The following is a 26,524-nucleotide window of genomic DNA, read 5'->3' as shown; positions in this document are numbered from 1 at the left end:
ACGTATGTATCACGACCACAAATGGTTAAGGAGGGGAATTCATGTCCCAAAATGACAGCGGCCATTTTTTGATTTCTGAGGAAAACTGGTCCCTCCATCGCAAAGGCTTCGATGACCAGCAGCGCCACCAGAAAAAAGTGCAGGAAGCGATCAAAAACAATCTTCCGGACCTCGTAACTGAGGAAAGCATTATTATGTCTAATGGAAAAGATGTAGTGAAGATCCCAATCCGTTCACTTGATGAGTATAAAATCCGTTATAACTATGATAAAAATAAACATGTAGGGCAAGGAGACGGCGAGAGCCAGGTTGGAGATGTTGTGGCCCGGGATGGATCAGACAAAAAACAAGGGCCTGGAAAAGGGCAGGGTGCCGGTGATCAGGCAGGCGAGGATTATTATGAAGCGGAAGTTTCATTAATGGATTTAGAAGAAGCGCTTTTTAAAGAATTAGAGCTTCCGAATCTCCAACAAAAAGAGCGGGACAATATCATTCATACAGATATCGAGTTTAATGATATCCGTAAAACAGGGTTAACCGGTAATATTGATAAGAAAAGAACGATGATGTCAGCCTTTAAACGAAACGCAATGTCAGGAAAACCGTCGTTCTACCCAATTTATCCGGAGGACCTGAAATATAAGACGTGGAATGACATCACAAAGCCCGAATCAAAAGCCGTCGTTTTAGCCATGATGGATACAAGCGGCAGTATGGGGGTTTGGGAAAAATACATGGCCAGAAGCTTCTTTTTCTGGATGACCCGTTTTTTGCGGACAAAATACGAGACTGTGGAAATTGAATTTATTGCCCATCATACAGAAGCAAGAGTGGTCTCGGAGGAGGATTTTTTCTCAAAGGGAGAAAGCGGCGGAACAATTTGTTCTTCCGTATATCGGAAGTCGCTTGAGCTTATTGATGAAAAGTACAATCCCGCCCGCTATAACATTTACCCGTTTCATTTTTCTGACGGTGACAACCTAACATCTGATAACGCGCGCTGTGTGAAACTGGTCAATGATATTATGAAGAAGGCCAATCTATTCTGTTACGGCGAGGTCAATCAGTACAACAGGCATTCAACGTTAATGTCTGCATATAAAAATGTAAAAGATGAGAAATTTAAGTACTATATTTTAAAACAGAAATCTGATGTTTTTCAGGCTCTAAAGAACTTTTTCAGAAATGAAGAGTCTGGTGTAAGCCATCAATTTTCGTAATGAAAAGCCCATTTCAGGGCTTTTTTTTATTTAATAAAAGCAAGAAAACGCTTGCGAAAAAAATACGGGAGAAAAAGAAATTTTTCCTTTGACAAATCTTCTTTCATTTATTAATATTTTATCTTGTGAACTATTATTGAGGAATGAGGTGAAAAGGAGTTGACTGAATCAGAACGTGCTTTGCTCACTTTTGAACAGCTCTTCGATACGTCTCGGGCGATATATAAAAAACAGAAGAAGATATTGGAGATTGTGCTTGAGCCTTTTGATATTACAGTCCTTCAATATTTGCTGATGTTTAAAATTCATCAAAGCGGAAGCACCCCGCTAAGCAAGCTGGCAATGTCGCTTGATCTTAAGCCTGCTTCTGTGACGCGGATGACAGATATTCTGTATAAGCGCCAATTGATGAATCGATATGACAGTCCGGATGACCGCCGTATCGTCATGATTCAGTTAACCGAAGAGGGGGAAGAACTGATAGAAAAAGCCGCTGTGCAATATGCAAAAATGGGTGCGGGCTTGTACCAAAAGCTTGATACCTCCCAGCTGCAGTATTTGCGCAAACTAGCCGGAAGCTTAACGAAGCTTGCTGAAGGCTGTTCAGAAAAAAGCGGTAATTAAAAACTTCTCACATATTTTCACCAGCTTTCCGCAAAATGATAGAGGATGAAACGAAAGGAGAAAACAAAATGAACAGAGGACGTTTAATTCTGACCAACATTATCGGTTTGATTGTTGTTCTTGCAATTATAGCTGGAGGTGCTTACTACTATTATCAAAGCACAAACTACGTAAAAACAGATGAAGCAAAAGTAGCGGGCGATATGGCTGCTATTACTGCTCCAGCAGCAGGTAAAGTATCTGACTGGGATCTGGATGAAGGAAAAACAGTGAAAAAAGGCGATACAGTTGCAAAAATCAAAGGCGAACAAACTGTTGACGTAAAATCCATTATGGATGGAACAATTGTGAAAAACGAAGTGAAAAACGGACAAACCGTACAAGCTGGTACAACAATTGCACAAACGATTGACATGGATAACCTATACATCACAGCAAATATTAAAGAAACAGATATTGCGGATATTGAAGTAGGAAATAGTGTAGACGTAGTAGTTGACGGAGACCCTGATACAACATTTGACGGTACTGTAGAAGAAATTGGCTATGCGACTAACTCAACTTTTGATATGCTTCCTTCTACAAATTCAAGCGGAAACTACACAAAAGTAACACAAAAAATTCCTGTGAAAATTTCAATCAAAAACCCATCTGATAAGGTGCTTCCTGGAATGAATGCATCTGTTAAAATTTCTGAGTAAAACAGATCAGTCATCAAACCATGAAAGGAGGTTGTCTTAGATGGCTACAGGCAAAGAAAAAAATGCAAAAAACCCTATGTCATTGCTGATTGTGCTAATGGCGGGTTTATTTTTGGCAATCCTAAACCAAACACTGCTTAATGTTGCAATGCCGCACTTAATGACTGAATTTGGCGTAAGTGCAACGACGATTCAGTGGCTGACAACAGGTTACATGCTTGTTAACGGTGTATTGATTCCGTTATCTGCTTTCCTGATTACACGATTTGGCCAGCGGAGTCTCTTTCTCGTCGCGATGTTTTGTTTTACGCTCGGTACGTTAGTCTGCGGTATCGCACCTAACTTCTCTACAATGCTGATCGGCCGTTTGATTCAGGCCGTGGGCGGAGGTATCTTGCAGCCGCTCGTTATGACAACCATTCTGTTAATTTTCCCGCCTGAAAGCAGGGGGAAAGGAATGGGGATTTTCGGGCTAGCGATGATGTTTGCTCCAGCGGTCGGCCCGACTCTTTCCGGGTGGATTATTGAGCATTATACATGGCGCATTATGTTTTACGGACTTGTGCCGATCGGCGCAATTGTTATCATTGTGGCTTTCTTCATCTTTAAAAATATGGTGGAGCCGCAAAAAATCAAACTCGATACTCTTGGCGCAATCCTCTCGATTGTCGGATTCGCTTCCTTATTATACGGAGTCAGTGAAGCCGGATCTGACGGCTGGACCGACCCGATTGTATTGTCTACAGTTATTATCGGAGCCATTGCAATTGTTGCTTTTGTGGTTCAGCAATTGCGTCATGATGATCCGATGCTTGATTTCAGAGTGTTTAAATATGACATTTTCTCACTCTCGAGTGTCATTAATATCATTATTACAGTGGCACTTTACACTGGTATGTTCCTTTTACCGATTTATCTGCAAAACCTGGTCGGCTTTACGGCGCTTCAATCCGGTCTGCTTCTGCTTCCGGGTGCGATCGTTATGCTGATTATGTCACCGATCTCAGGTATTTTGTTCGATAAATTCGGACCGAGACCGCTTGCGATTATCGGGCTTCTCGTGACAGTGGTAACAACGTATCAATACACGCAATTGACAATTGATACACCATATACACACATCATGCTGATCTATTCAATTCGTGCATTTGGTATGTCTCTCTTAATGATGCCAGTCATGACAGCCGGGATGAACCAGCTTCCTGCCCGTCTGAACAGCCACGGAACGGCGATGAGCAACACGCTTCGCCAAATCAGCGGATCAATCGGAACAAGTTTAATTACGACGATTTATACAAACCGGACGACATTCCATTATTCACAAATTGCAGATAAAACAAGCACGGCGGACCCGAACTTCCTCCATGCGTTCCAAAATGCAGTTTCGAATTTAATGGTGAATATGAATGTGTCTTATGATACGGCGAAAACATATGTGTACTCACATATTTATAAACACGCATCACTCGATTCCAATGTCATGGGGATAAATGATGCCTTTATGTGGGCAACCTTATTCTGTGTAGCAGGTTTGATTTTAAGTATCTTCCTGCGTGACGTCAGAAAAGATAAATTGCGTAAGAAGAAAAAAGAGGAGCTTTCATTACTTCCTGCTCCAAAAGAAGCTAAGGAATCTTAATCTGTAAAGGGAGGTTTCCTGAATGAAAATTTATGTAGTGTATGATAGTGAAGGCGAACATACTAAAGTGCTTGCAGAAGCGATTGCTGAAGGCGCGAGAGAAAACGACACGGCTGAAGTGTTCATCGACCATGTAGATCAGGCTGATATCCGCAAGCTTAAAGATATGGATGCGATTATTTGGGGATGCCCAGGGCATTTCGGAACAATCAGCTCCGGTCTTAAAACTTGGATCGACAGACTTGGCTACTTGTGGGCTGAAGGCGAGCTGATCAACAAAGTCGGTGCTGTCTTCTGCACAACGGCAACGACACACGGCGGCTTGGAAATGACAATGCACAATTTAATCACGCCGATGTTCCACCAAGGCATGATCGTTGTCGGACTGCCTGGCAACGTGCCTGAAAACGCACTTTATGGCTCTTATTACGGAGCAGGTGTCACTTGTCCGGTAGACAGTGATGAGTTAATGTCTGAGGAAGGTATTCAGCTTGGACGCGCGTTGGGAAGACGTGTCAGCCAAGTCACAGGAAACCTAACAGCAGGACAGTAAGGAGAGGTTGAAATGGCCATTATTATAGCAATAATTGCTGCTGTCATTGTCATTGCGGCCCTTATTACATTTAACGTCCGCAACGCCTCACCTGGACCTGAGAAGCAAGAAGCAACCGATAGAATCGCACCTCCAGAAGAGGAAAAAAACGAAGCGCATTACCCTGCTGAAGCAAGGGCTGCCGAGCATACGCCATCCGTTGTCAAAAACGATTCTCCAAAAGAGAAGCGTGACACAATGGGTGATGATATTTACAGGCAGGCGCTGCAAAAGTTTAAGCATTCTGATGAAGTTCATGCAGAAGAAGAGGTCACTGAGGAAAGTGACAAAATGCAGGACCGCAGCTATCGTGATGCGCTGCTCTCTATGAAAAATAAGAAAAAGTAATGAAAAAGGCAAATCCGTTTACTCATGCGGGTTTGCCTTTTTTGCTGTTTCCATCAATTATGTTTTTATCAAATAAATCCATGGAATATGTTGTATTCCACCTTGATCTAGTGTACTATGTTACTCATACACCGAGGATTTTTTCCGGGAGGTAAAGACATGAATTCTTTTTTAGGTTTATTAAAGAAAGATATCAAGCTTTCAAGAATGTGGCTGCTAGTATGGATATGCGGAATCATTTTCTTATTGGGAACAGGCCATATTATAGCTTCTCGCACGAAAGAACCTCTAGTCATTTTTGGTTTTTTTGTTGCAGTTGCTTTTTTTCTGCTTTTCTTATCTCCTGTTTTTGTGTTTTATCACCTTCGCAAGGAAGGGAAATCACAGCTTTGGCTGTACAATCCAAATGGCGGCTTATGGCTGTTTTCTTCTAAATTGGCAGCATCTTTGCTCTATCAATTTGTGATTCAGTTGGCATTAACAGCCTATGGCATATGGATGTATCATATGCTCTCTGTAAAAAATCTGCTGGAGCATCAAGTTGATATAACGAGTACAGTGGCTTTGCTGAATATGTATGGGCTTATTTCTTCGTTAGATATGTCAGTAACAGTCATTGTGTTTTGGACTGTTTTTCACTCTCTCAGAAATTGGCGCGGAATGCGGTGGGCTGCGATGGTTCTGTTGGTTGCAGTGTGGTTATTCTTCGATGAATACATCATAAGCCCTTTGGTTGAATCTCAAAAGCATTTCTGGCCTGTAACAGTCTATTGCAATTTTGATTTCCACTTCCACAATGTTTGGAGATTGGAATTAAAACCTATCCATCTGTCTGTGCTAGGGTTGCCTATTACTTTAGTCATCACATTCTTGCTGCTCATTATGGCTTCAAAACTGCTTGATCGTAAAGTAGAGGTGTAAATATGGACAATCAATTCCAATCCTCGAAACCGATTTATCTGCAGATCGCTGATCAGATCTTTTATAGGCTGGTCAGGAAGGAGCTGCTCCCAGGAGACAAGCTTCCTTCAGTAAGAGAAATGGCGATTCAAACTAAGGTAAATCCCAATACAATTCAAAGAACTTACAGTGAGATGGAAAGGCTGGGTATTGTGGAGACAAGAAGAGGTCAAGGGACGTTTATTGCGGAAAAAGCAGAAATCGTAGACGAGCTGAAAGACAAGCTGACACGAGAGGTGCTGGAAGGCTTTGTCAAGCAAATGAAAGAGCTGGGGCTAACGAAAGAGGAAATGGTAGAAGGGATTAAAACATTCACAGAGGGAGGCTAAAATGGAAATCAAGCTAGAACATGTATCAAAAAAATACGGCCGCCATACGGCCGTCAATGATGTGTCAATCACCCTATCATCCGGACGGATTTATGGCCTGATCGGACCGAACGGCAGCGGCAAGTCAACGACCCTGAAAATGATGGCTGGCCTTCTGTTTCCGACTTCAGGATTTGTGAAAGTTGATGAAGAGCAGGTTACGAGAGAAATGGTGCGTCAAACGGCTTATCTTACTGAGCTTGATATGTTTTATCCGCATTTCACTGTTAAAGATATGGTGAATTTTTATCAGTCGCAGTTTCCTGATTTTCAAACAGAACAGGCTTATAAGCTATTGAATGAGATGCAGCTGAATCCGGAAAAAAAGATCAAAAAGCTATCAAAAGGAAATCGGGGCAGGCTGAAAATCGTTCTTGCTTTAGCGAGACGGGCAGACGTCATCTTGCTTGATGAACCTTTTTCCGGGCTTGATCCGATGGTCAGGGACTCCATCGTAAACAGCCTTGTGTCGTACATTGATTTTGAGCAGCAGATTGTCGTGATCGCGACACATGAAATTGATGAAATTGAGACTTTGTTAGACGAAGTAATCATCCTCGCCAATGGAGAAAAAGTTGCGCAGCGTGAAGTAGAAGATATTCGTGAACAGGAAGGCATGTCTGTTTTGCAATGGTTTAAATCAAAAATGGAAGTTTGCTAGAAAGAGGAGGAATATGATGAAAACAGTGTTGGAATTGAAAAACGTGACTAAAAACATCAGAGGCCGAACGATCATTGATGATCTCAGTTTTACGATTCGTGAAGGCGAGGTATTCGGTTTTTTGGGACCAAATGGAGCTGGGAAAACGACAACCATCCGGATGATAGTGGGGTTAATGAAGCTGTCGAAAGGTGATGTCCTCATTTGCGGCCAATCAATTACGAAAGAATATGCCAAGGCGATTAAGCATATCGGAGCGATCGTTGAGAATCCCGAGCTGTATAAATTTTTGAGCGGATATAAAAATCTCCAGCAATACGCAAGGATGGTCAAGGGTGTCACGAAGGAAAAAATTGATGAAGTTGTTGAACTGGTCGGTTTAACAGACAGAATCCACGACAAGGTGAAAACATATTCTCTGGGGATGAGACAGCGTCTTGGCTTGGCACAATGCCTTTTGCATGATCCGAAAGTGCTAATTCTGGATGAACCGACAAACGGCCTTGATCCGGCGGGGATCAGAGAAATCAGAGATCATTTAAAGAAGCTGACCCGAGAAAGAGGAATGGCTGTCATCGTTTCAAGCCACCTGCTGTCAGAAATGGAACTGATGTGTGATCGAATTGCGATTCTGCAAAAAGGAAAGCTGATCGATATTCAAAATGTAAAAGATGAAAACATTGATGAGAATGATACATATTTCTTCCAGGTTGAGCAGCCGAGTGAAGCCGCTGCTGTTTTAAATCAGTACGATTTGCTGAGTAAGACAAATGGTGTAGAAATCAAACTGGCTAAAGAGGAAGTCCCTGCGGTTATTGAATTGCTGGTGATGCAGCAAATCCGTATTTATGAGGTCAAGGTCATAACAAAATCATTAGAGGACCGTTTCTTAGAAATGACAGGTGAAACAAAAGAGGAGGTTCAGCATGCTTAATTTGATTTATAATGAGTGGCTCAAAATTTTCAGCCGTGCCGGAACATGGGTGATGATCGGAATTCTGGGGCTGACAATGGTTGGATTTGCATTTTTGGCGAATCATTTTTCTGCTGGTGAATCAAATTCCCATTGGAAACAAGAGCTTCAAGCACAAAACGCCGAATTAAAGAAAGAAATCAAAGAAGATCCTTCACTGAAAGATGGGTATAAAGAAACAATCACACTCAACGACTATCGCATCGAGCATAATATCCCTAGTGACACGGGCTATACGGCATGGTCTTATGTAACGGATTCGGCAAACTTTACCATCCTTACCGGTCTGTTTACTATTATCATCGCGGCCGGAATTGTCGCTAACGAATTTAATTGGGGAACGATTAAGCTATTAATGATTCGGCCGCTCAGCCGTTTTCAAATTTTGATGTCCAAATATATTACAGTTCTCCTGTTTGGGCTCCTGTTGCTGTTGATTTTATTTATCGGTTCTACTTTATTAGGGTTGATCTTCTTCGGGACGGGTGGTGAAACCGCCGCGAACATTCATTTAATCTATAAGGATGGCCATGTCATTGAGCAAAACATGATGGGGCATTTGGCCACAACGTATCTTTCTGAATCCGTCTCGGCTTTAATGGTGGCGACGATGGCGTTTATGCTGTCTGCGGTATTCAGAAACAGCTCTCTTGCGGTTGGTTTTTCCATCTTCTTGTTGGTTGCCGGTACGACTGCAACTGCATTTATTGCAGCGAAATTTGACTGGGCAAAATATATATTGTTTGCTAATGTCGACTTGACTCAGTATGTGGATGGCACACCGTTAATAAAAGGGATGACTATGACGTTTTCTCTCGTCATGCTGGCGATCTACTTTATCATCTTCCTGTTGCTTGCTTTCGGAATCTTCATGAAGCGGGATATTGCAAACTAATAAAGAAAGCTGTTTTGCTTATGCAAAACAGCTTTTTTGTCAAAATAAAAACTGCAGGTTTGCACCTGCAGTTTTTCATATCAATTTATGCTTACGCTTCTTTAGTAACGTTAGCAGCTTGTGGTCCGCGGTTTCCTTCAACGATTTCAAAAGAAACAGCTTGGCCTTCTTCTAAAGTTTTGAAGCCTTCGCCTTGAATAGCAGAGAAATGAACGAATACATCGTCTTGACCTTCTACTTCGATGAATCCGAAACCTTTTTCAGAGTTGAACCATTTTACTTTACCTTCTAACATGAAATTTCCTCCTAAAGCGATCATAACGCTTAAATTCACTATTCTTGCTCTTAACAAACTTTCAAGACGAAAACTCTTACAAAACTTTCTTCTTAAAGATAGTTCGAACAAAAATAATTACCTTTACTCTACCAGTAATCTTCAGAAAAAACAACTGCTTATTGAAATTTTTTTCGGAAAATACCATATTTATTTTTCAATTTGATATTTATTTACGGAAATTCATCTGTTTTCTCGATATGTGATCATACGTTTGCCTTAGTATTCCTTCATTTTGGGAAGATAAGTAATAGGAATTGACAACCTTATTGGATATGAGTAAGGTAAAAGTTAATCAATATTACAAATGACAACGTTTATCAACTAAGAGAGCGTATGATTTTTATGTCTGATATTGCTTGCATGCTCTAATACATAGATAGGAGTATGGTCACAATGAAAAAGTGGCTTATATGCAGTTTCGTCCTTGTTCTTCTCGTTTCATTTACTGCATGTTCACCGTCTGCAGAACATGAATCGATAAAAATCGGGATTGCTGAGTCTGACGGGGCAATATGGAACTATATTGCTCAAAAGGCTGAAGAGGCAGGGCTGGATATTCAGCTGATCCCTTTTTCTGATTATGCGGAGTCTGATATCGCACTTGCTAACAAAGAAATTGATGCCAACGCCTTTCAAACCATTTCATATTTTCAGTCGTTCACTGAAAAATACAAACTTAATTTGGCACCGCTCGGGACGACATACATAACGCCCATGGGCATTTATTCAAAACGATATGAACGAATCCGAGATATATCGCGGGGAGCTGTCGTTTCTGTTCCGGATAAAGCGTTCGATTTTGGCAGGGCGCTTACGGTGCTCCAGGAAGCGGGTTTGCTAACGCTGAAAAACGGATTTAACGGAACAGGTTCAGTTGATATGATTAAAGATAATCCGAGACACCTGAAATTAAAAGCTGTCCGGCAACAGGATGCAGTGAGCGGTGCCGACGTGTTTGTCATGAAACCATCAGAAGCAAAAAAAGCGGGCTTGAACCCGAAAAAGCATACGCTAAAGAGCGGCGGACTCATGTCTGAGGAAGAGATGAATTTGATTGTTGTCAGAGCGGAGGATCAAGATCGGGAAGCGCTGCAAACCATTCTTGAGCTTTATCAAGCTGATGATACAGCGGCATTTATAGAAAAAGAATATCAGGGAGATCTTGTCCCGGCTTTTCTGCCTTTGAAACGTCTTTCAGATTGGAAGAATGAATTCGAACATTGAATTCATTCTTTTTTTTCTGAAAAACACACTCTGTTCCGTCCCGTTTCTTTCGCTTTGTAAAGCATTTGATCGGCAAGAATGGGCAAGGATCCTGGCTGTTCCGTATTATTGGGGTAATGAGCGGCCCCTAGTGATATCGTAACTGAAAGCTCGTCGCCGTTTGTTAATACAATCGGTGCATCACTTACAGTGCTCCTGATCCGTTCAGCGATCCGGGCTGCTTTATCAAGAGAACAGTTCGGCAGGAGCACGGCAAATTCTTCACCGCCGATCCGAGCGGCAGGATCAGTATTTCGGATGCTCTGCTTCAGACGTAACCCTAGCTCTTTGAGCACCTGATCTCCTTCATGATGGCCATATTGGTCATTGATGGTCTTAAAATGATCGATATCCATATAAATCAGTGCAAATTGAAAATGCGGGGTATCGGCCGCCTGCTGATACAGAGCTTTTGTGGTTTCTTCAAACTTTCTTCGGTTATACACGCCTGTTAAAAAGTCAAAGTGCGCCTGAAACTTATATTGTTTAAAAAGAAGATGTGCATTTGTTTCATGATCAATAATATATAAACTGAGCATGCCGCCCGCTATTGATATGATCCAAAAATACAAATGAAGTTCGTATGAATGTAAATCTATAAGAAAATAAAAGGAAAAGGAGATCAAGCTATTTGTGATTATTAAAAGATAGAAAGCATGTTTTAGTTGAACTTTTTTTCTTCTAGAAACAATGAGTGACGGGATGGCAGCGATACAAATGATAATAACCGAGTATAGTGCAGATGTGTTCATTGTAATCAGCAAGCGGCCTGCAGTGATCATGGCCAGGGCCGTTGCCGTTGAAACCCAGCCTCCATAAAGAGCGGCAATCATAATAGGGATATTTCGAAGATCAATAATTGAATGCTGATAGGTAAATCCAAAAACCATCAGAATAACCCCGAGTAAACCGCAGGCCAGTCCCTTAACAGCTTGAAAAGATATGCTGTCTTTTTTATGTACTAACCTTTCTTTAAACAGGTGGGTGAAGAGATAATTAAATGTGATTAAAATGGTCAAATTTACAAACAGTTCTTTCAGCAATATTATCACCCTTATATAAGGTACTAAAGATGGAAGGGAAAGAAAAGAACAAAAAAGGCATTATATAAGGTTTTTTTACTTGAATTGATAAGTTAAAATAATTCGCACTTGACCCATCGGAATTAGTGTAATATAGTAAATGAGAAAATTTGAAGGGAGAGTTTACCTGCTTTGGAGACTTTACTGGTTGTATTACATGTATTTATTTTATTTTTACTTATCTTAGGGCTCTTTGTTATGCAGAAAAAACATGTTTCCTTCTCTAAACGTGTATTTACTGCGCTGGGGCTGGGAATTGTATTCGGATTTGCGCTTCAGCTGATTTACGGCCCGACTTCAAATATAGTCATTCAAACAGCCGACTGGTTTAATATTGCCGGGGGCGGATATGTCAAATTGCTTCAGATGGTTGTCATGCCGCTCGTCTTTATTTCGATTCTCGGCGCATTTACAAAGCTGAAGCTGACAAAAAATCTTGGGAAAATCAGCGGTTTGATTATCGGGATTTTAGTAGCAACAACAGCAGTTGCTGCAGCTGTCGGTATCGCGTCCGCGCTTTCATTTGATCTGCAGGCGATTCAGGTTGACCAAGGAAGTACAGAGCTTTCACGGGGGCAGGAGCTTCAGCAGAAATCAGAGGATATGACAGCGAAAACGCTGCCGCAGCAGATTGTTGAACTGCTGCCTGGAAACCCGTTTTTAGATTTCACGGGAGCTAGACCGACTTCAACAATCGCTGTCGTTATTTTTGCCGCTTTCCTTGGAGTGGCATTCCTCGGCGTCAAACACAAACAGCCGGAACAGGCAGAAACATTTAAAAAACTGGTTGATGCCGTTTATGCCATTGTCATGCGTGTTGTCACACTCATTTTGAGACTGACGCCTTATGGGGTGCTGGCAATCATGACAAAAACAATTGCCACGAGTGATCTTGACAGCATTTTAAAACTGGGCATGTTCGTGATTGCTTCATATGCCGCGTTAATCACTATGTTTATCATTCATTTGCTGCTGCTGACGTTCAGCGGCTTGAATCCGGTGATTTATTTGAAAAAAGCGGTGCCTGTACTTGTATTTGCATTTACGTCAAGATCTAGCGCAGGTGCTTTACCGCTGAATATTAAAACACAGAGAAGCATGGGTGTACCGGAGGGAATCGCAAACTTTGCCGGTTCGTTCGGTCTTTCGATCGGCCAGAATGGATGTGCCGGGATTTATCCTGCGATGCTGGCGATGATGATTGCTCCGACTGTCGGCCAAAATCCATTTGACCCGGTGTTTATTATCACTGTTATCGCAGTCGTTGCCATCAGCTCCTTCGGTGTTGCCGGAGTCGGCGGCGGAGCGACATTCGCGGCGCTTCTTGTTTTATCATCATTAAACATGCCTGTCGCGCTCGCTGGTTTGTTAATCTCAATTGAACCGTTAATCGACATGGGGCGTACTGCTTTGAATGTCAGCGGAAGCATGACATCCGGTCTTATTACAAGTAAGGTCACAAAGGAAATTGATCAAGGGGCATTTCATGATCAATCCAGAGTGATTGAAGCTGAAGAAGCGTAATATATGAAAACGTGTAATCCCAACAGGATTACACGTTTTTTTAACGGCCGGGTTCTAAGTCCTCCAGCATTTCCATCATCGTGTTGTCGTCCATGACATTCATTGCGCTTTGTTCAAAATGAATGGGTTCAGCATAATGCGGCTGTCTTTTTTTCGCGGGTGTCTCAGTTTGCCTAGTTTGAGACTGTGTATGCTGATGCTGTGGTTGCTGCTGTCCTGCGTGCTGGTGCTGACGGCCATTTTGCCGCTGGCTTTGATGTTGCGAACGGTCTTGGTTATCACCGCTGCTTCTGCTAAATGCTTGTTTGACCATGTTTCCTACATTAGAAGCATCAAACGTGTTATTTTCTGAATTTCGTCTGTTCATTTGTCCTGTGATAAACCCGCTGATTCTTTGGCGGATCTGAGGTGATAATGCAGCAATAAGCATAGTTGATCCTATGATCAATGCTGCGGGGCTGATTCCTCTTCGCTGGTTGAACAACATGATCCCTCCTTTGCAGTGTATTCATATTTTCCCCCTCGTTAGACAAATTAACCGTTATATTTCCCGGGAAAGCATTTCCTCCAGATTTGCATGCATAATTAAAGCCAGTTAGAAAAACCTATAAGTAAAGTGATAAAGGAGGAATTCACATGTTTGGAAAAAAACAAGTCCTTGCGTCTGTGCTTCTTATCCCTTTGCTTATGACTGGCTGCGGTGTAGCCGACCAAGGTGAGGGCAGACGTGATAATAATGATGTAAGAAACGTAAATTATCGAAATCCGGCCAATGACGATATGCGGAATGTAAACAATCGGGATAACGTTGACAACAATGTTAATGATAATGTCAATAACAATCGTGTAAATGACGATAATAACAACGACCGAAAACTTGAGGTTGCTGATGAAGCAGCTAATAAAGTAACAGACCTAAAAGAAGTAAAGCATGCCGATATCATTGTGGCTGGAAATCAAGCCTACGTTGCAGTCGTTTTAACCAATGGAAATAAAGGTGCAGTAGAAAACAATCTGAAGAAAAAAATAGCCAAAAAGGTAAGATCTACTGACAAAAACATTGATAATGTTTACGTTTCAGCTAACCCTGATTTTGTAGAGCGTATGCAAGGATATGGAAAACGTATTCAAAATGGTGACCCAATCGCCGGATTATTTGATGAATTTACACAAACTGTACAGCGCGTATTCCCTAACGCTGAATAAATAAAAAAAGCCGCACAATTTGTGCGGCTTTTTCTTTGCGTTAATGACACACTGCGAACTCAGGCTGCATAGAGTAAAAATAAAAAGGTACAAGACGGACCGGCTCAGGGAGGGAGACGTTTGCGGGATGGCATAGGAAAGCGTGCGGCATCCGCTCTATTCCTGTGCGGAGTCCTTGTGATGCTGGCTGTGAGCTCAGCCATCGTATCAAGCGCGATGTATATCCTGTCTTTTCCAGGTCAGGCATCTGGAATAACAAAAGAACAAGTGACGAAGCACATGAAGAAAGAGTCATTCAAACAGGCCGATATTTATTACACTTCTAAGGAAAAGTCCTTACTGCCATTGACGAAAGAAACGCTTGAATATGCGGTCAGTATTAATCAGATTATGATTGGATATTCGAATCAAAAGCCTATTGACATTATTTTTTTTCCTAATGAAAAACAGATGGAGGCTTACTCCGGTTTATTGGATGTAGTTGGTTTTTATTCTGAACGGGAGCAGCTGATCGGATTGTTGCCTGAAGAGAAAAAGAAACTGTTAGAAGGGGACGAGGTAGCGGTTTATTTGTACCAGAGATTGTTGATTCATGAATACTCGCACCATGCGTTTCACCAGAAATTGAAGGAGCTTGAGACGGATCCCGATGAGTTTCCGTTATGGTTTCATGAAGGGTTAAGCGAGTGGATTGCGAACTATGAATTGCTCATAGATCCGATCACGTTTTCTGTCGTGCCCTTTGACCGTTTGCAGACTGATCGAGACTGGCAGGAAGCCAGAGCCGAATATGACACTGATGTCTATTTGCAAAGCTTTTATATGATCGATGAGCTGACGGACAAATACGGGAAAGACATTATTTCAGAAATAATTAAGGAAACGGCAAAAAAAGGGGACTTTGAAAAAGGGTTTAAATCAGCAACAAAGGAAAGTCTTGATCAATTTGAAAAAGATTTCAAGAAAAAATTTGAAAAAAACAGTGCGGCATTGGATAGTATCTATCCAATGCCTTTGTTATTAGTGAAGTCCTTGCTGACCCATTCCGCCTTGTGTCGGAGGCATTTGTCCTTGGGCAGGGGCGAATGAATTTCTCAGCTGTTCCATATCCTGCGCATCAAGCTGAGGAACCTGGTAATAGCCGTGTTTGTTTTGGTATAGGAAAATTTCAAATGCCATTTCAACATACTCCTGAATTTGCGCAGACAGTACGCGTCTTACGGCCGGATTTGTCATTTCCAGAGAAGCCATCGTCAGCATAGAAGCTTGTGCTTTAATCGCGCAAAGCATTTGTCGGCTGATGATGCTGTCATCAATATCATTCATGGATTGAACAGGTTTTTTAGGCTGTGACGGCTGCATGCCGTAAACAGTCTGGTTGTCCTCCTTCATCATATAAGTTGCTGTTTTTTGTGAAGGTTCGCTTCCTGTTTTGAAGCATTCTGCAGTTATATTGTATTGAGATGTAATGAATTGATGTTGACGATCAAGGATGTTTAGTAATTCTTGATCCTTACAGAATTGTCTCAGCATCATAAACTGATCTAGCACAGTAAGTGTTCCGGAAAGCACCTCATGCATATCAAACATTTCATGTCCGCCGTGGTTTTTATGCGGTTTGCCAGGAATACCTTTGTTCATTTGGGATTGTTGCTGCTGATTGAACTGATCCAAACCGAATTCCTCCTTTTTTTTCAGATCAGCTGTATTTTGTGTCAGTCTGCCGTGTATTATGCAGAAGCCTGAAAGGATTTATATGCTGTCTGTCGAAATGATAAGCAGACAAAATCGTTGTCATTATGTGTATAAGGGAGGAAATATGATGAGGCGTATTCTGCATATTGTGTTGATCACGGCATTGATGTTCTTAAATGTAATGTACACGTTCGAAGCTGTAAAGGCAGCTGAACCGCAACAGCCTATATCGATTGAGAAGGCAATACAGCAAAAAGAAGGACAGGCGCTTGTCGAAGGATATGCAGTCGGCCAGGCTGTTTCCCCACAGCATTATAAGCTGACAAGCCCTTTTTCAAATGATTATAATGTTGCGCTGGCAGACCGTAAAAACGAGACATCGCCCGAACACATCCTTCCTGTGCAAATCCCCTCCGCCTTCAGAAGCCAATTTGGGCTGCAAACCAATCCGCTTCTTCTTGGGAAAAAGATAACGGTTCAAGGAAAGCTTGAAAATTACTTTAACACGACAGGACTTAAAAACGTTCAGTCGATGAACGTAACCGATGACACGAAAACTCCGCCGGCTGAACAGCAAGTGACCATAAATGAAGCACGGGGAAGGCTGAATGAAGAAGTAACGATAAAAGGGATCATTACAGCTGATCAAAACGCAATCGGAGGCGGGAAGCTGTCGACCTTTTTGCAAGATGAAACCGGAGGCATTAACATTTATTCGCCATCCCCTGAACAATTTCCCGAATTAAAAGAGGGTATGGATGTCACGGTGACAGGGAAAATCATGTCTTACCAGGGGCTGAAAGAAATCGTTCCAAGCTCATCAGGCATCAAAATCAACCAGTCAAATCAATCCCTCCCCGCCCCCAAACACTTAACAATCAATGAACTTATTAACGGCAGCCTAGGTGATCAGTATGAAGGACGCCTTGTGAAACTAACCGCTTTTGTTTCCTCAATTCCAAGTTCTCCTGCCGGCGGCGGTTACAATGTAACAATGATTGATGACGACCATCATGCAATGACGCTCCGGGTTATGAATGAAACAGGGGTGATAGACGAGCTTGATGAGGGCAAATGGTATGAATTTACCGGTGTGTTAAGCAGATACCAAACCTTTCAGCTGCTTCCGCGAAAATCGGCTGACCTGAAGCTGCTTGAAGAGCAGCCTGCACCTCCGTCTGCGGAGGGAGAATATGAAGGGATTGTTGACCGGGTAGTTGACGGCGATACCATTCATCTCAAATCTCCGGTGCTTGGAACGACAAAAATCCGGTTTGTAAATGTAGATACACCCGAAACATATCACACACCAAAAAATGACGCAGATGAAAATCAATTAAGATTTGGCAAAAAAGCATCTGACTATCTAAAAACGGTTCTGTCCCCGGGTGATAAAATTACTGTCAAGGTCGGGAGTGAAGCCAAGGACAGCTATGGCAGATTGCTTGGACAAGTCATAACCGAATCAGGTTCCAACGTAAACTTAGAGCTTGTAAAAAATGGCTATGCTCCGACGTATTTTATTTGGCCGGTTGACAATGAAGAGGATTATCAGCAATTTCAGGCCGCAGTAGCCGCTGCAAAAAAAGATCAAAAAGGAATTTGGAATGAAAACGATCCCCTCATGGAAATGCCGTTTGAATTCAGAGCCAGAGAGCAAGGGAAAGGCTTAACAAGATATGTGGGGGACTCGTCGAATAAAACATATGTGCAGCCAGCTGACTGGAAGAAGGTAGCTGTGGAAAACAGAATTTTCTTCGCTTCAGCAAGTGAAGCGGAGAGCGCGGGATATAAAAAAAGGCAAACGGCACCTCAAGAACATGTGCCGCTTAGAATTCTCAGCATGAATGATTTGCATGGCAAAATCGATCAGCAATATGAGCTTGATCTTGATGGAAATGGAATTGCAGACGGCACGTTTGGACGCATGGATTATGCCGCCGCATATTTAAAAGAAAAAAAGGCTGAAAAGAAAAACTCGCTGATTGTGCACGCGGGAGATATGATCGGCGGAAGCTCTCCAGTTTCCTCTCTTCTTCAAGATGAACCGACTGTAGAACTGATGGAGGACATCGGATTTGATGTCGGAACCGTGGGAAACCATGAATTTGATGAAGGCACGGATGAACTTCTGAGGATCTTAAATGGCGGTGATCATCCGAAAGGCACAAGCGGATATGATGGACAGAACTTTCCCCTTGTATGTGCCAATTGTAAAATGAAATCAACTGGAGAGCCCTTTTTGCCGGCTTATGACATCATAAATGTGGAGGGCGTACCCGTTGCTTTTATCGGGGTTGTCACACAGTCGGCAGCTGGCATGGTTATGCCTGAAGGAATAAAAAATATCGAGTTTACAGATGAAGCAACAGCGGTGAATAAGGCGGCCGAAGAGCTCAAGAAAAAAGGCGTGAAGGCCATCGCGGTTCTCGCACATATGTCAGCTGAACAAAACAGCAACGCCATTACCGGTGAGTCTGCTGATCTTGCAAACAAAACAGATTCTGAAATTGACGTGATTTTTGCCGCGCATAATCATCAGGTTGTTAACGGTGAAGTGAATGGAAAACTGATTGTTCAAGCGTTTGAATATGGAAAAGCGATAGGTGTCGTTGATGTAGAGATCGATAAAACGACAAAAGACATTGTCAAAAAGTCCGCGGAAATCGTATATGTTGATCAAAGTAAAATCGAACCGGATGTCAGCGCGTCAGCCATTTTAAAGAAATACGAAACAATTGCGGAACCGATTATCAGCGAGGTAGTCGGCGAAGCCGCTGTTGATATGGAAGGGGGGTATTCAAATGACGGCGATACACCTCTTGGAAACCTGATTGCGGATGGCATGAGAGCTGCCATGAAAACGGATTTTGCCCTTATGAATGGCGGCGGCATACGTGAAGCGTTGAAGAAGGGCCCGATTACGTGGGGAGATCTTTACAATATTCAGCCGTTTGGAAATGTGTTAACGAAGCTTGAGATTAAAGGAAAAGATTTAAGAGAGATTATCAATGCTCAAATCTCGCCGGTTTTTGGGCCTGACTACAGCATCAGCGGGTTTACGTATACGTGGGATAAAGAAACCGGAAAAGCAGTTGATTTGAAAATGGCAGATGGCACCGAGATCCAGCCCGATGCCACATATACATTGACCGTCAACAACTTTATGGCGACGGCGACAGGAGCCAAATATCAGCCAATCGGACTGCTGGGAAAAAATCCGGTGACAGGGCCTGAGGATTTGGAAGCGACAGTTGAGTACGTGAAGAGTTTTGATGAGCCAATTGCGTATACAAAAGAGGGAAGAATTAAGCTTGCTGAAGCCAGTGATATTGAAGACCCTGTAACAGAAGACCCGATTACGGAAGAGCCTGGAGATGATCCGGGGACGGAAGATCCGATTAAAGAGGATCCAAGGCCAGATGAAGATTTGCCTGATATAAAAGAAACTCCGGGAACAGCACCGGTTCATCAGCTTCCGCCTTCAGCCATTTCGAGATTCAATGAAATACCAATCAACAACACAAAAACCGCTGATACTGCTAATAGCATCAGCACATTGCCGTTACAAACCGAGACTGCGGAAAGCGGGTCTGATCATCAGCTTCCGGATACGTCAGCGGGCTACTATAACTTTATGGTAATCGGTGCTGCGGTGACATTGTCAGGAACTTATCTATATGTCAGAAGAAAAAGGAGCGCCTCCAGAACGTGAAAAAAGTTATTCCACTATTCATCATTGCTGCCGGCCTAGTGATCGCAGGCTATGGAGGCTTTAAATTAATCGATACGAATATGAAAACGGAACAGACATTAAAAGAAGCAAAACTGGCGGCAGAAAAGCCGCAGGAACTTTTGGGGACGAAAAATAGCACAGATCAAGCAAAGAACAAAGCATCATTTAAGCCTGAGACCGGCCAAGCGAGCGGCATTTTGGAAATACCGAAAATCAATGCAGAGCTTCCAATCGTGGAGGGCACCGATGCTGATGATTTAGAAAAAGGTGTCGGGCATTACAAGGACAGCTATTATCCTGATGAAAACGGACAAATTGTGCTGTCGGGGCATCGGGATACCGTGTTTCGCCGGACGGGAGAGCTGGAAAAGGGGGATCGGCTCCGCATTCTCCTGTCATATGGAGAATTCACATATGAAATTGTAAAAACAAAAATTGTCGATAAGGATGACACATCTATTATCACGCTCCAGCATGAAAAGGAAGAGCTGATTCTGACGACCTGTTATCCGTTTTCATACGTCGGAAATGCCCCGAAGCGCTATATTATATATGGAAAACGAGTGACTTAAAAAGCCGAGGCAGTGCCTGCGGCTTTTCTTCATGAAAAATATGTGCGACAAAGGTTTTTCATATCAGCAGGGAAAGGGGCTTCAGCAACTATGAGCTCGTCTGTTATCGGGTGAACCGCTTGTACTTTATTGGCGTGCAGTGCCTGCCTGTTTAGCAGCTTGCTCCCGCCTCCGTAAAGCGAGTCTCCTGTCAACGGATGGCCGAGGCTCGCCAGATGAACACGGATTTGGTGTGTTCTGCCTGTTTCCAGCTCTAATTCAACGAGCGACAGCCGTTCTTTCGCATTGCTGGCCATTACCTTGAAATGAGTGACGGCTGTTTGCCCGCCTGGTGAAACCCGGCGTCTTGTCGGGTGTGATCGGTCTCTGCCGATTGGTGAATTAATTGTCCCTTTTTTCGTCCGTAGCTTACCTTCAGCGATGGCGGTATACGTACGCTTCAGCGTCTTTTTCTCTAACTGCTGGTCTAAGATGGCGTGTGCCAAACGATGCTTGGCAAAAACGATAGCGCCAGATGTATCCTGATCAAGACGATGGACGTGGCGCACCTTACATGTTTCGCCATTTATCTGATAATGATACGCGATCAAATTAGCCAGTGTGCCGGTCTGCCCATCCTCATTCGGATGCGTCGCGATGCCAGCGGGTTTATTGACGATGAGCATATGATTGTCCTCATATAAAATATCAAGCTCGCCATACTCCGGAATGACCGAAGATGCTTCACTTTCCTGAAGATCAATGAACACACGGTCTCCCTTTTTTACAATCATATTGTTTAAGACGGATTCGTGATTGACCTTTATCTGTTGATGGGACATCCAGTCTTGTATCACTGGTTTAGAAGCTTTGAGCGCTGTTTTGAGTACGGAAAACAGCCATTGGCCGTCCTGTTTTTCATTGATGAGGATCTCAAGCCCTCTGCCTTTTTGGTTCATGTTAAATGGCTCCTTTTCGAAGCGGAAGGCTGCTGTTTCTCATAGGAAACACTTACCTTAGCTTTCGCGTTTTTTTCTGTGCTATTCTTGAGTAAGACTTAGGATATTCGATGGCAAGAAAGGTGATTGACGTGAGAATTGTGAACGCAGCAACTGCAGAACAGGAGAGCTTTATCAAGGAGCTGTCTATGGAGCTGATCCATGATGTATTTCCTCTTTATTTCTCCGAACTGGACATTCAGCGCTTTAAAAAGAAAGGCGTTCTGTCTTTAAATAACCATTATTACCAAGGAACATTAAAAGAAGCATTTCAAATTATGGCTTGTCTGCAAATGATACATATTATCCTGACCAAGCCTTCGCCGCACTCTGATTTGAGTGATCAGGCGATTTTTGAAAAAAACAGCAAGATGCTGAATGATTTTGGGATTTATTTTCCGTTTGCTTTTTCTGACTTTCAAAAGAAGACTAACAAAGCCTTTTTCGGTCAAAGAAGGCTGATATAATCATGTGGCAAGAGCTTTTCTATTTTTAGAAAAGCTCTTTTTGTATCAGAGAAATCATATCATAAAACCTTTCCTCTAACTCCCTTTTTAAACGGCTCGTGTCTGAACATACTAATGATTGAAAGGGGTGCTGACAATGAGTTCAGTTAAAGATACAATGACAACGCAGGTGGCAACCGTTTCTCCGAATCAAACGATTCAGGAAGCGGCTTCTCTAATGAAACAGCATAACGTCGGGGCGATCCCCGTTGTAGAGCAAGGTGTTTTAAAAGGAATGCTGACTGACCGTGACATTGCATTAAGAACTACAGCTCAGGGCCGTGATGGCCAGACACCCGTTTCAGAAGTGATGTCAACAGAACTCGTATCAGGAAACCCTAATATGAGTCTGGAAGACGCGTCGCAGCTGATGGCCCAGCACCAAATCCGCCGCCTTCCTATTGTAGATCAAAACAATCTAGTCGGGATCGTTGCGCTTGGAGACCTGGCAGTCAATCAGATGTCGAACGAGTCTGCGGGATCAGCGCTGACAAACATTTCTCACCAAAACATTCATTAATAAGAAAGAGCTTGCAGTGTGCAGGCTCTTTCTTCACATAAAACCTTACTTTTTGAAAGCAGACTTGTTTCGGGGTATAGTTGAGTGTATACATATGTCTCAATTCGGACTAAAGGAGTTGTACCCAGTGATTAAAGCGTTAATTTTTGATTTTGACGGGCTTATTCTAGATACAGAAACACACGAATATGAGGTTCTTCAGGAAATATTTGAAGAGCACGGCTCAGTGCTGCCGCTATCTGTCTGGGGGAAGGTCATCGGAACTGCTGCGGGTTTCCGGCCATTTGACTATTTAGAAGAGCAGATCGGGAAAAAGCTGAACCATGAAGAGCTCACACAATTGAGAAGAGAGCGGTTCGCCAAACGCATGGAAACAGAAAAAGCGAGACCTGGTGTCGAAGCGTATTTGAATGCGGCAAAGGATTTAGGCTTAAAAATAGGCCTTGCCTCCAGCTCTGATTATAAATGGGTTTCCGGCCATTTGAAGCAAATCGGCCTGTTTGATGATTTTGAAGTTATTCAAACGGCTGATGATGTGGAAGAGGTGAAGCCGAATCCTGAACTCTATTTATTGGCGGCAAAGAACCTCGGGGTATCGCCAGCGGAATGTCTCGCGTTTGAGGATTCTGTCAATGGTTCGATTGCTGCGAAACGTGCAGGCATGAAGTGTGTCATTGTCCCGAATAAAGTAACGGGTACCTTGATGTTTGAAGACTATGATCACAGGCTTGAATCAATGGCGGAGATGGAGCTCGCCCTATTGCTTGATCATCTGAACTCACAAAACTAGAAAGGAGCGAGTAGGTTGTCTGAGAAATTAGATTTGACCCGGTTTGAAAAGAAAATGGTTATCCGCAATATCGAAGAGAAAGACATCGACAAGATTATCGATCTTCAAAAGGACTGCTTTCCAGGAATGGAGCCTTGGAAGCGGGAGCATTTAATCAGCCATTTGGAGCATTTTCCAGAAGGGCAGTTTTGTGCAGAATTCGAAGGTGAAATTATCGGTTCGTGCTCAAGTCTCCTGATTAACTTTGATGAATATGATGACCGTCATACATGGCAGGACATTACAGATGACGGTTATATCACCAACCATAATCCTGACGGCTTGAATATGTATGGAATTGAAGTCATGGTGGACCCGAAGTACAGACGAATGAAGATTGGCCACCGTTTGTACGAGGCGAGAAAGGACTTAGCCAGACGCTTAAACCTGAAAAGCATCATCATAGGCGGACGGATTCCAAACTATCACAAATATGCAGAGGAAATGACAGCGAGAGAGTATGTTGAACAGGTGACACGCCACCAAATTTACGATCCGGTTCTTTCTTTTCAGCTGATGAACGGCTTTACCCTTATGCGAATTAACCCGAACTATCTCCCGGATGATACAGCTTCGATCAAGTATGCGACGTTGATGGAATGGAATAATGTGGATTATCTACCGCAGCAGACAAAACGCTATTATAAATCGGCGTTCCCTGTTAGAATTTGTGTGATCCAATACGAAATGAAGAAAATTTATTCCTTTGAGGAATTTGCGAATCAAGTAGAATACTATGTCGATGTTGCTTCCGACGCAAGATCTGATTTTGCGGTGTTCCCGGAAATTTTTACAACCCAGCTGATGTCCTTCCTTGAGGAACGGTCACCGAGCTTGGCGGTGCAGAGAATTACCGAGTATACAGAAGATTACATCAGCCTGTTTACTGACTTGGCTGTGAAGTATAACGTCAACATTATCGGCGGATCTCATTTCGTCGAAGAGGAAGGCAAGATCTATAATATCGCTTACCTGTTCAGACGGGACGGAACGATCGAGAAGCAATACAAACTCCATATTACGCCGAATGAACGCAAATGGTGGGGGATCAGCGCAGGAGACCAAGTTCGCGTGTTTGATACGGACTGCGGGAAAATCGCGATCCAGATCTGTTATGACATTGAATTTCCTGAGCTTGCCCGGATTGCGGCTGATAAAGGAGCCAAAATCATCTTTACGCCATTTTGTACAGAAGACCGTCAAGGCTATCTGCGTGTCAGATACTGTTCGCAGGCTAGAGCGGTTGAAAATCAAATTTATACGGTTATCTCTGGAACGGTCGGAAACCTTCCGCAAACGGAAAACATGGATATCCAATACGCCCAGTCAGGCATCTTTGCCCCGTCTGATTTTGAATTCGCTCGTGACGGCATTGTCGGCGAAACAAACCCGAATATTGAAATGGTCGTCATCGGCGATGTTGACCTGGAAATTCTCAGAAGACAGCGCCAAAACGGTACAGTGCGCCAGCTAAAAGACAGACGGCGTGATATTTTTCATATTCAATATAAAAAATAATTCCCAAAAAACCCGCCTGAATTGGCGGGTTTTTTAAAACAAAAGCGTAATTGTTTAGGTGCTATCTTTAAAATAAAAGTAGGTATAGTGGAGGTGCCTTATGGAGTTTCTGTATTTTCGCCATTTCCTATATCATACAGAAAACGGCTAGGCTTCACATTGCTATTGCAATGGCTGTCCAAGTTGTTTCGAGTGCGACCTTTATCAGTACGATGCTGAGCATTGTCACTTTGCCTGTTTTGCTTTGGAAGCTGCATCCTCTTTCTTCTTGAGAAAGGGGATGTTTTATTATTTACGCGGTTTATTGACTCTGACCCGGTCTGGCTTTATATTGAAGGCAGGGAAATCATCACCAAGACATCACATAAAGAGAAGGTCTGTTTCAATTGAATTGGCATTATAGGGAACGCTAATGAAATGGAGATGATGGGGATGGAAAACATTCAGCAAAATCAGGGATTAAAGCAAAAAGATGAGCAATTTGTGTGGCATGCCATGAAGGGAGCGCATCAAGCGGACAGCCTGATAGCCCAGAAGGCTGAGGGGGCCTGGGTAACCGACATAGACGGACGCCGCTATTTGGATGCGATGTCCGGTTTGTGGTGCGTCAACATTGGTTACGGCAGAAAGGAGCTTGCGGAGGCTGCCTATGAGCAACTAAAGGAGCTGCCTTACTACCCGTTAACGCAAAGTCACGCACCCGCAATCCAACTGGCGGAAAAGCTGAATGAATGGCTTGGCGGCGATTATGTTATCTTTTTTTCCAACAGCGGATCGGAAGCAAACGAAACTGCTTTTAAAATTGCCCGCCAGTACCATCTGCAAAACGGCGACCACAGCCGTTATAAATTCATCTCAAGATATCGGGCATACCACGGCAATACATTGGGAGCGCTCTCAGCTACCGGACAGGCGCAGCGGAAATATAAATACGAGCCTTTGAGCCAAGGGTTCCTGCATGCAGCTCCGCCAGATATATACCGGAATCCTGATGATGCAGACACGCTTGAAAGCGCAAATGAAATCGACCGCATCATGACATGGGAATTAAGCGAAACGATTGCCGGGGTCATTATGGAGCCCATCATTACAGGCGGAGGCATCCTAATGCCGCCGGACGGATATATGAAGAAGGTGGAGGACATTTGCCGGCGCCACGGAGCCCTTTTGATTTGCGATGAAGTGATCTGCGGGTTTGGACGGACCGGCGAGCCGTTCGGGTTTATGCACTACGGTGTGAAGCCTGATATCATTACGATGGCAAAGGGAATCACAAGCGCGTATCTGCCATTGTCAGCGACTGCTGTGAAACGGGACATTTTCGAAGCGTATCAGGGGGAAGCTCCTTATGACCGTTTCCGCCACGTAAACACGTTCGGCGGAAGCCCGGCTGCCTGTGCTTTGGCGTTGAAAAACCTGCAAATTATGGAGGACGAACAGTTGATTCAGCGATCCCGCGATCTTGGAGCAAAGCTTTTAGGTGAGCTTCAAGCTCTGAGAGAACACCCGGCAGTCGGGGATGTTAGAGGAAAAGGGCTGCTGATCGGAATCGAACTCGTCAAAGACAAATTGACTAAAGAGCCGGCTGATGCCGCCAAAGTAAACCAAGTGGTTGCGGCGTGCAAAGAAAAAGGGCTGATCATCGGCAAAAACGGCGATACAGTCGCCGGCTACAACAATGTCATCCAGCTTGCGCCGCCATTTTGCCTGACAGAAGAGGACCTTTCCTTTATCGTGAAAACGGTGAAAGAAAGCTTTCAAACGATATAATATAAAAG

At 43.3% G+C, this 26,524-nt stretch carries 28 protein-coding genes and 1 pseudogene; 24 read left to right on the top strand and 5 right to left on the bottom strand.

Annotated features, from left to right (window positions below):
- Positions 1-41: 41 nt before the first annotated feature.
- The 12 genes from yhbH to SB658_RS10375 all read left to right on the top strand — a co-directional run bounded on the left by yhbH (position 42) and on the right by SB658_RS10375 (position 8,981).
- A complete protein-coding gene (yhbH, locus tag SB658_RS10430; RefSeq protein WP_003233432.1) occupies positions 42-1,220 on the top strand; it encodes a sporulation protein YhbH in 1,179 nt (392 codons plus the stop codon).
- Between the two features lie 159 nt (positions 1,221-1,379).
- Positions 1,380-1,844: a MarR family transcriptional regulator gene (locus tag SB658_RS10425; protein ID WP_003233431.1), complete on the top strand. Its 465-nt coding sequence runs from the start codon at positions 1,380-1,382 to the stop codon at positions 1,842-1,844.
- Between the two features lie 35 nt (positions 1,845-1,879).
- Positions 1,880-2,545 (top strand): biotin/lipoyl-containing protein, encoded by a 666-nt coding sequence (locus SB658_RS10420; protein ID WP_014476241.1) that lies wholly within the window; start codon positions 1,880-1,882, stop codon positions 2,543-2,545.
- Between the two features lie 40 nt (positions 2,546-2,585).
- Positions 2,586-4,184, top strand: coding sequence for an MFS transporter (locus tag SB658_RS10415; RefSeq protein ID WP_003233429.1), 1,599 nt, complete (start codon positions 2,586-2,588; stop codon positions 4,182-4,184).
- 22 nt (positions 4,185-4,206) lie between these two features.
- Positions 4,207-4,737, top strand: a complete 531-nt coding sequence (locus SB658_RS10410; protein WP_015252498.1) for an NAD(P)H-dependent oxidoreductase — start codon at positions 4,207-4,209, stop codon at positions 4,735-4,737.
- 12 nt (positions 4,738-4,749) lie between these two features.
- Positions 4,750-5,124, top strand: coding sequence for a hypothetical protein (locus SB658_RS10405; protein WP_003233427.1), 375 nt, complete (start codon positions 4,750-4,752; stop codon positions 5,122-5,124).
- Positions 5,124-5,279, top strand: coding sequence for a hypothetical protein (locus SB658_RS10400; protein WP_003233426.1), 156 nt, complete (start codon positions 5,124-5,126; stop codon positions 5,277-5,279). Before SB658_RS10405 ends, SB658_RS10400 begins: the two co-directional genes overlap by 1 nt.
- A gap of 4 nt (positions 5,280-5,283) precedes the next feature.
- Positions 5,284-6,045, top strand: coding sequence for a hypothetical protein (locus SB658_RS10395; protein ID WP_029726352.1), 762 nt, complete (start codon positions 5,284-5,286; stop codon positions 6,043-6,045).
- Positions 6,046-6,047: 2 nt separating this feature from the next.
- Positions 6,048-6,413: a GntR family transcriptional regulator gene (locus SB658_RS10390; RefSeq protein WP_015252495.1), complete on the top strand. Its 366-nt coding sequence runs from the start codon at positions 6,048-6,050 to the stop codon at positions 6,411-6,413.
- 1 nt (position 6,414) lies between these two features.
- Positions 6,415-7,113, top strand: coding sequence for an ABC transporter ATP-binding protein (locus tag SB658_RS10385; protein ID WP_015252494.1), 699 nt, complete (start codon positions 6,415-6,417; stop codon positions 7,111-7,113).
- Positions 7,114-7,129: 16 nt separating this feature from the next.
- A complete protein-coding gene (locus tag SB658_RS10380; RefSeq protein ID WP_033883016.1) occupies positions 7,130-8,047 on the top strand; it encodes an ABC transporter ATP-binding protein in 918 nt (305 codons plus the stop codon).
- On the top strand, positions 8,040-8,981 hold the full coding sequence (locus SB658_RS10375) for an ABC transporter permease (RefSeq protein ID WP_015715559.1): 942 nt from the start codon (positions 8,040-8,042) through the stop codon (positions 8,979-8,981). Before SB658_RS10380 ends, SB658_RS10375 begins: the two co-directional genes overlap by 8 nt.
- A gap of 91 nt (positions 8,982-9,072) precedes the next feature.
- Here SB658_RS10375 and cspB read toward each other — a convergent pair whose 3' ends face one another.
- On the bottom strand, positions 9,073-9,276 hold the full coding sequence (gene cspB / locus SB658_RS10370) for a cold shock-like protein CspB (protein WP_003224086.1): 204 nt from the start codon (positions 9,274-9,276) through the stop codon (positions 9,073-9,075).
- Positions 9,277-9,711: 435 nt separating this feature from the next.
- On the opposite strand from cspB, the gene SB658_RS10365 reads away from it, so the two are divergent.
- On the top strand, positions 9,712-10,542 hold the full coding sequence (locus SB658_RS10365; protein ID WP_003245726.1) for a MetQ/NlpA family ABC transporter substrate-binding protein: 831 nt from the start codon (positions 9,712-9,714) through the stop codon (positions 10,540-10,542).
- A 2-nt stretch (positions 10,543-10,544) separates the two neighbouring features.
- On the opposite strand, the gene dgcK is transcribed toward SB658_RS10365, so the two are convergent.
- Positions 10,545-11,624: a diguanylate cyclase DgcK gene (gene dgcK / locus SB658_RS10360; RefSeq protein ID WP_015252491.1), complete on the bottom strand. Its 1,080-nt coding sequence runs from the start codon at positions 11,622-11,624 to the stop codon at positions 10,545-10,547.
- Between the two features lie 171 nt (positions 11,625-11,795).
- On the opposite strand from dgcK, the gene tcyP reads away from it, so the two are divergent.
- A complete protein-coding gene (gene tcyP, locus SB658_RS10355) occupies positions 11,796-13,187 on the top strand; it encodes an L-cystine transporter TcyP (protein WP_003244685.1) in 1,392 nt (463 codons plus the stop codon).
- A 40-nt stretch (positions 13,188-13,227) separates the two neighbouring features.
- On the opposite strand, the gene SB658_RS10350 is transcribed toward tcyP, so the two are convergent.
- The gene (locus SB658_RS10350) at positions 13,228-13,674 is read right to left on the bottom strand and encodes a hypothetical protein (RefSeq protein ID WP_015252490.1); all 447 of its coding nucleotides are present in this window, start codon (positions 13,672-13,674) and stop codon (positions 13,228-13,230) included.
- A gap of 149 nt (positions 13,675-13,823) precedes the next feature.
- On the opposite strand from SB658_RS10350, the gene SB658_RS10345 reads away from it, so the two are divergent.
- Positions 13,824-14,393: a YhcN/YlaJ family sporulation lipoprotein gene (locus SB658_RS10345; RefSeq protein WP_033883018.1), complete on the top strand. Its 570-nt coding sequence runs from the start codon at positions 13,824-13,826 to the stop codon at positions 14,391-14,393.
- Positions 14,394-14,513: 120 nt separating this feature from the next.
- Complete coding sequence (locus SB658_RS10340) at positions 14,514-15,482, top strand: hypothetical protein (protein WP_038428666.1); 969 nt, start codon at positions 14,514-14,516, stop codon at positions 15,480-15,482.
- On the opposite strand, the gene SB658_RS10335 is transcribed toward SB658_RS10340, so the two are convergent.
- Positions 15,414-16,067, bottom strand: coding sequence for a spore coat protein (locus SB658_RS10335; protein ID WP_009966881.1), 654 nt, complete (start codon positions 16,065-16,067; stop codon positions 15,414-15,416). The genes SB658_RS10340 and SB658_RS10335 overlap by 69 nt on opposite strands.
- Before the next feature lie 148 nt (positions 16,068-16,215).
- On the opposite strand from SB658_RS10335, the gene yhcR reads away from it, so the two are divergent.
- The gene (gene yhcR, locus SB658_RS10330; RefSeq protein WP_038427546.1) at positions 16,216-19,803 is read left to right on the top strand and encodes a sortase-dependent nonspecific endonuclease YhcR; all 3,588 of its coding nucleotides are present in this window, start codon (positions 16,216-16,218) and stop codon (positions 19,801-19,803) included.
- Positions 19,800-20,396, top strand: coding sequence for a sortase SrtA (srtA, locus tag SB658_RS10325; RefSeq protein ID WP_072175840.1), 597 nt, complete (start codon positions 19,800-19,802; stop codon positions 20,394-20,396). The genes yhcR and srtA overlap by 4 nt, the downstream gene beginning before the upstream one ends.
- A gap of 29 nt (positions 20,397-20,425) precedes the next feature.
- Here srtA and SB658_RS10320 read toward each other — a convergent pair whose 3' ends face one another.
- Entirely contained in the window at positions 20,426-21,334 is a 909-nt protein-coding gene (locus SB658_RS10320; protein WP_003233404.1) for an RluA family pseudouridine synthase, read from the bottom strand.
- Between the two features lie 110 nt (positions 21,335-21,444).
- Here SB658_RS10320 and SB658_RS10315 point away from each other — a divergent pair, with 110 nt between their 5' ends.
- From SB658_RS10315 to SB658_RS10290, 6 genes and pseudogenes are all read left to right on the top strand, one after another.
- Entirely contained in the window at positions 21,445-21,840 is a 396-nt protein-coding gene (locus tag SB658_RS10315) for a YhcU family protein (protein WP_003233401.1), read from the top strand.
- Positions 21,841-21,976: 136 nt separating this feature from the next.
- Positions 21,977-22,399, top strand: coding sequence for a CBS domain-containing protein (locus SB658_RS10310; RefSeq protein WP_003245462.1), 423 nt, complete (start codon positions 21,977-21,979; stop codon positions 22,397-22,399).
- A 127-nt stretch (positions 22,400-22,526) separates the two neighbouring features.
- Positions 22,527-23,189, top strand: coding sequence for an HAD family hydrolase (locus SB658_RS10305; protein ID WP_003233396.1), 663 nt, complete (start codon positions 22,527-22,529; stop codon positions 23,187-23,189).
- 15 nt (positions 23,190-23,204) lie between these two features.
- Positions 23,205-24,746 carry a bifunctional GNAT family N-acetyltransferase/carbon-nitrogen hydrolase family protein gene (locus SB658_RS10300; RefSeq protein ID WP_003233394.1) on the top strand — a complete coding sequence of 514 codons (1,542 nt, stop codon included), beginning with the start codon at positions 23,205-23,207 and terminating at the stop codon, positions 24,744-24,746.
- A gap of 170 nt (positions 24,747-24,916) precedes the next feature.
- Positions 24,917-25,018: pseudogene (locus tag SB658_RS10295) on the top strand (AEC family transporter); the annotation flags it as partial.
- A 145-nt stretch (positions 25,019-25,163) separates the two neighbouring features.
- Positions 25,164-26,516, top strand: coding sequence for an aspartate aminotransferase family protein (locus SB658_RS10290; protein WP_003233390.1), 1,353 nt, complete (start codon positions 25,164-25,166; stop codon positions 26,514-26,516).
- Positions 26,517-26,524: the final 8 nt, after the last annotated feature.

It is taken from the genome of Bacillus sp. SIMBA_008 (assembly GCF_046535495.1).
Taxonomy (GTDB): Bacteria; Bacillota; Bacilli; order Bacillales; family Bacillaceae; genus Bacillus; species Bacillus subtilis.
Note: the sequence above shows the minus strand (reverse complement) of the source record. Positions and strands in the feature narration are given on the sequence as shown.

Excerpts from the sequence above, each read along its gene's own strand:
- SB658_RS10420 (WP_014476241.1), top strand. The coding sequence starts at position 1,880 with ATGATAGAGGATGAAACGAAAGGAGAAAACAAAATGAACAGAGGACGT.
- SB658_RS10310 (WP_003245462.1), top strand. The coding sequence starts at position 21,977 with ATGAGTTCAGTTAAAGATACAATGACAACGCAGGTGGCAACCGTTTCT.
- SB658_RS10290 (WP_003233390.1), top strand. The coding sequence starts at position 25,164 with ATGGAGATGATGGGGATGGAAAACATTCAGCAAAATCAGGGATTAAAG.
- SB658_RS10320 (WP_003233404.1), bottom strand. The coding sequence starts at position 21,334 with ATGAACCAAAAAGGCAGAGGGCTTGAGATCCTCATCAATGAAAAACAG.
- SB658_RS10405 (WP_003233427.1), top strand. The coding sequence starts at position 4,750 with ATGGCCATTATTATAGCAATAATTGCTGCTGTCATTGTCATTGCGGCC.
- yhcR (WP_038427546.1), top strand. The coding sequence starts at position 16,216 with ATGAGGCGTATTCTGCATATTGTGTTGATCACGGCATTGATGTTCTTA.
- SB658_RS10365 (WP_003245726.1), top strand. The coding sequence starts at position 9,712 with ATGAAAAAGTGGCTTATATGCAGTTTCGTCCTTGTTCTTCTCGTTTCA.
- yhbH (WP_003233432.1), top strand. The coding sequence starts at position 42 with ATGTCCCAAAATGACAGCGGCCATTTTTTGATTTCTGAGGAAAACTGG.
- cspB (WP_003224086.1), bottom strand. The coding sequence starts at position 9,276 with ATGTTAGAAGGTAAAGTAAAATGGTTCAACTCTGAAAAAGGTTTCGGA.
- SB658_RS10315 (WP_003233401.1), top strand. The coding sequence starts at position 21,445 with ATGGCAAGAAAGGTGATTGACGTGAGAATTGTGAACGCAGCAACTGCA.
- SB658_RS10390 (WP_015252495.1), top strand. The coding sequence starts at position 6,048 with ATGGACAATCAATTCCAATCCTCGAAACCGATTTATCTGCAGATCGCT.
- SB658_RS10395 (WP_029726352.1), top strand. The coding sequence starts at position 5,284 with ATGAATTCTTTTTTAGGTTTATTAAAGAAAGATATCAAGCTTTCAAGA.
- SB658_RS10350 (WP_015252490.1), bottom strand. The coding sequence starts at position 13,674 with ATGTTGTTCAACCAGCGAAGAGGAATCAGCCCCGCAGCATTGATCATA.
- SB658_RS10345 (WP_033883018.1), top strand. The coding sequence starts at position 13,824 with ATGTTTGGAAAAAAACAAGTCCTTGCGTCTGTGCTTCTTATCCCTTTG.
- SB658_RS10380 (WP_033883016.1), top strand. The coding sequence starts at position 7,130 with ATGAAAACAGTGTTGGAATTGAAAAACGTGACTAAAAACATCAGAGGC.
- SB658_RS10410 (WP_015252498.1), top strand. The coding sequence starts at position 4,207 with ATGAAAATTTATGTAGTGTATGATAGTGAAGGCGAACATACTAAAGTG.
- SB658_RS10385 (WP_015252494.1), top strand. The coding sequence starts at position 6,415 with ATGGAAATCAAGCTAGAACATGTATCAAAAAAATACGGCCGCCATACG.
- SB658_RS10400 (WP_003233426.1), top strand. The coding sequence starts at position 5,124 with ATGAAAAAGGCAAATCCGTTTACTCATGCGGGTTTGCCTTTTTTGCTG.
- SB658_RS10375 (WP_015715559.1), top strand. The coding sequence starts at position 8,040 with ATGCTTAATTTGATTTATAATGAGTGGCTCAAAATTTTCAGCCGTGCC.
- SB658_RS10415 (WP_003233429.1), top strand. The coding sequence starts at position 2,586 with ATGGCTACAGGCAAAGAAAAAAATGCAAAAAACCCTATGTCATTGCTG.